The following is a 3,128-nucleotide window of genomic DNA, read 5'->3' as shown; positions in this document are numbered from 1 at the left end:
CTTCGAGGCGCTCAACGGCAAGCAGCACGGCGGCAAGACGCTGCGCGGCTTGCTCTTCTCCACGCGCAGCGTCTTGCCGCCGTGCTGCTTGCCGTTGAGCGCCTCGAAGCCCGCGGAGTCCTCCTCCGCCACGAAGACGTACGCGAACGTGGGGCGCAACTCCGCGCGCACCATCTTGCCCAGCGGCGCGCCCGCGTCCTCCATGGCCGTGGCGATGCTGCCCGGCCCCAGGCCGTCCGCGGTGCCCAGGTTCACCCAGAGCTTCGTCTCGCCCGGGCCCGCCTCCAGCGCGGCGGAACCGGCACCCCGGCGCTCACCCCGGTCCTCGCGGCGCGGCTCGTCGCGGCGCGGACGGCGTTCGCGGTCCGGGTGCTCGTCGCGGCGCGGACGCTCGGTGCGCTCGCCGCGCTCCTCTCGGCGGGGACGCTCGCGGTCGCGCTCACGGTCGCGGTCCTTGCCCCGGCGCTCCAGCGGCTTCTTCTCCACCGGCTCGCGCTTCTCCGTCTCACCGGCGGCCTGCGCCTTCTCCATGCGCAGGTGGCTGAAGTAGTACTTGATGAGGAAGGCGATGAGGTCGTCCGCGTCCGGGCGCTGCTTGAGCTGCGTGGCCAGGGGCAGGAAGCCCTCGAAGATGCTGCTGCCCATGCCCTCGCGCAGCTCACGCAGGTGGCGCTCGGTCCACAGGTGCATGGCCTCTTCGGGCGCGGGCATCTCACGCATCTCGAACTTGATGCCGAACTTCTTCTCCAGCACGGTGAACGTCGCCAGCTCGCGCCCGGAGAAGAGGTTGATGGCCGTGCCCTTGTTGCCGATGCGGCCCGTGCGGCCCACGCGGTGCAGGTAGACGGCGGGGTCCTCCGGCAGGGAGTAGTTGATGACGTACTCCAGCCCGGAGATGTCGATGCCGCGCGCCGCGATGTCCGTGGCGACCATGAAGGCCACCTCGCCGCGCTTCACCTTGCCCATCACCCGCTCGCGCTCCTTCTGCGGCAGGTCTCCGTTGAGCAATTCCGCGTCGAAGCCGTTGCGGTTGAGCACCGCGGTCACCAGCGCCGTGTCATCCCGCGTGTTGCAGAAGATGATGGCGTTGGAGGGCTCCTCCTTCTCCAGGATGTAGATGAGGTTGCGCGGCTTGGGGAACTGATCCGACACGTCGTAGCGGATGTGGTGGATGTGCTCCACCGTGAAGACGTCGCCGGACAGCAGCAGCGTCTCCGCGTTCGTCGTGTAGCGCGCGATGAGGTTCTGGATGTCCGTGGGGACGGTGGCGCTGAAGAGCAGCACCTGGCGCGTCTTCGGAAGACGGTCGAGGATGCGGGTGACCTCCTCGTAGAAGCCCTGGTTCAGCATCTCGTCGGCTTCGTCGAGGATGGCGTGGTCGCAGCCGTCCAGCTTGAGGTTGCCGCGGTTGATGTGGTCGAAGACGCGGCCGGGGGTGCCCACGATGATGGGCGTGCCCTCTTCCAGCGCGTCCTCCTGCTGCTTCATGGAGGCGCCGCCGTAGATGGCCGCCACCTTCACGCCCTTGTACTTGGCCAGCGTGGTCAGCTCCTCCGCCACCTGGAGCGCCAGCTCGCGCGTGGGGCAGAGGATGAGGGCGCGCACGCGCTTCTCGTCCGCGGGAATCTTCTCCAGCAGGGGCAGGCCGAAGGCGGCCGTCTTGCCCGTGCCCGTCTTGCTGCGGACGATGAGGTCCTTGCCCGCCATCGCGGGGCCAAAGGCCTTGGCCTGTACGGGGGTGGGGCTGGTGTAGCCGCGCTCCGCCAGCGCGCGGCGGAGGGGCTCGGAGAGGTTCATTTCTTCGAAGCTGATGTCCGCGATGTACTCGCCGGGACGCGTCGTGGCTTCGTCAGGCGCCGGGGCTCCCGGCGTGGGCTCTTGGATGTCGCTCATCGGGCATGGGCATAGCCCCTGCATTACCCTCTGGCAACAATCGCGGCACTTTGGGGTATGGAGCGCGCATGGCGAATGGGAGGAAGAGAACCAATGGTCCGGCCGCCCCCCGGCCCCGCGCGAAGCGCCCCGCGGCCTCCGCCCGCCCGGGGACCGCCCGGCAGACAACTCCGGAAAACCCGCAAGCTCTGGACGAAGAAGTCGAGGAGACCGTCCAGGACCCGGACGCCCTGGAGCCGGACCTGACGGAATTGAACGAAGCGGAGGCGGAAATCGAGGAGTCCCCGGCTCCCGCCCGCGCCGCCCGGCCCGCGGCCCTGGTGCGCGCGGAGAGCAGCAGCGCCCTCACCAACCGGGACCCGCTCCAGGCCTACATGGCCGAGGTGACGAAGCACCCCCTGCTCACCCGGGAGGAGGAGCACCAGCTGGCCAAGGAGTACCAGGCCTCGGGGAACGTGCGGGCGGCCTACCGCCTGGTGGCCTCCAACCTGAGACTCGTGGTGAAGCTGGCCCACGAGTACCACCGCAACCCCCTGTCCCTGCTGGACCTGGTGCAGGAGGGCAACATCGGGTTGATGCAGGCAGTGAAGAAGTACGATCCGGACCGGGGTGTGAAGCTCAGCTCCTACGCCGCCTGGTGGATCCGCGCGTACATCCTTCGCTACATCATGGACAACTGGAAGATGGTGAAGCTGGGGACCACCGAGGCCCAGCGGAAGCTCTTCTTCAAGCTGCGCCAGGAGCAGGAGAAGCTCATCTCCCAGGGCTTCGAGGCCAGCCCGCGCCTGTTGGCGGAGCGCCTCAACGTCACCGAGCAGGACGTGGTGGAGATGGACCAGCGGCTGGGGCACGACGAGGTGTCCATCGACGCGCCGCTGGGCAACGACGGGGACTCGGGCTCCACCCGGGCGGACCGCTACCTGCCGTCCAGCGCGGTGCCCGCAGACGAGCGCCTGGGCAGCGAGCAGCTCAAGGCCCTCTTCCGGGAGAACCTGGCCGCCTTCGCCCAGACGCTGGAGGGCAAGGAGCGCTACATCTTCGAGCACCGCCTCACCGCGGACGAGCCGCTCACGCTCCAGGACATTGGCGACAAGTACGGCGTCAGCCGCGAGCGCGCCCGGCAGATTGAGGCGGCCCTCATCAACCGGATGCGTGAGTTCATGCGCGAACGCATCCCGGACTTCGACATGGTGGCGGTACCCAAGGGCTGACGCAGTGGGGAAGGGTGGGGGCAC

At 68.8% G+C, this 3,128-nt stretch carries 2 protein-coding genes; one reads left to right on the top strand and one right to left on the bottom strand.

Annotation, left to right across the window (positions count from 1 at the left end; all coding sequences use genetic code 11):
• On the bottom strand, nt 1-1,893 hold a 1,893-nt coding region (locus tag D7V77_RS41180; protein WP_120581628.1), incomplete at its 3' end, for a DEAD/DEAH box helicase.
• A 68-nt stretch (nt 1,894-1,961) separates the two neighbouring features.
• Here D7V77_RS41180 and D7V77_RS41175 point away from each other — a divergent pair.
• Nucleotides 1,962-3,104 (top strand): RNA polymerase sigma factor RpoD/SigA, encoded by a 1,143-nt coding sequence (locus D7V77_RS41175; protein ID WP_120581627.1) that lies wholly within the window; start codon nt 1,962-1,964, stop codon nt 3,102-3,104.
• The last annotated feature ends 24 nt before the right edge of the window (nt 3,105-3,128 follow it).

Origin of the sequence: Corallococcus sp. CA041A (genome assembly GCF_003612075.1) — a bacterium.
GTDB lineage: Bacteria > Myxococcota > Myxococcia > Myxococcales > Myxococcaceae > Corallococcus > Corallococcus exiguus.
The sequence above is the reverse complement of the archived record's forward strand: the minus strand, read 5'-3'. Positions and strand labels throughout refer to the sequence as shown.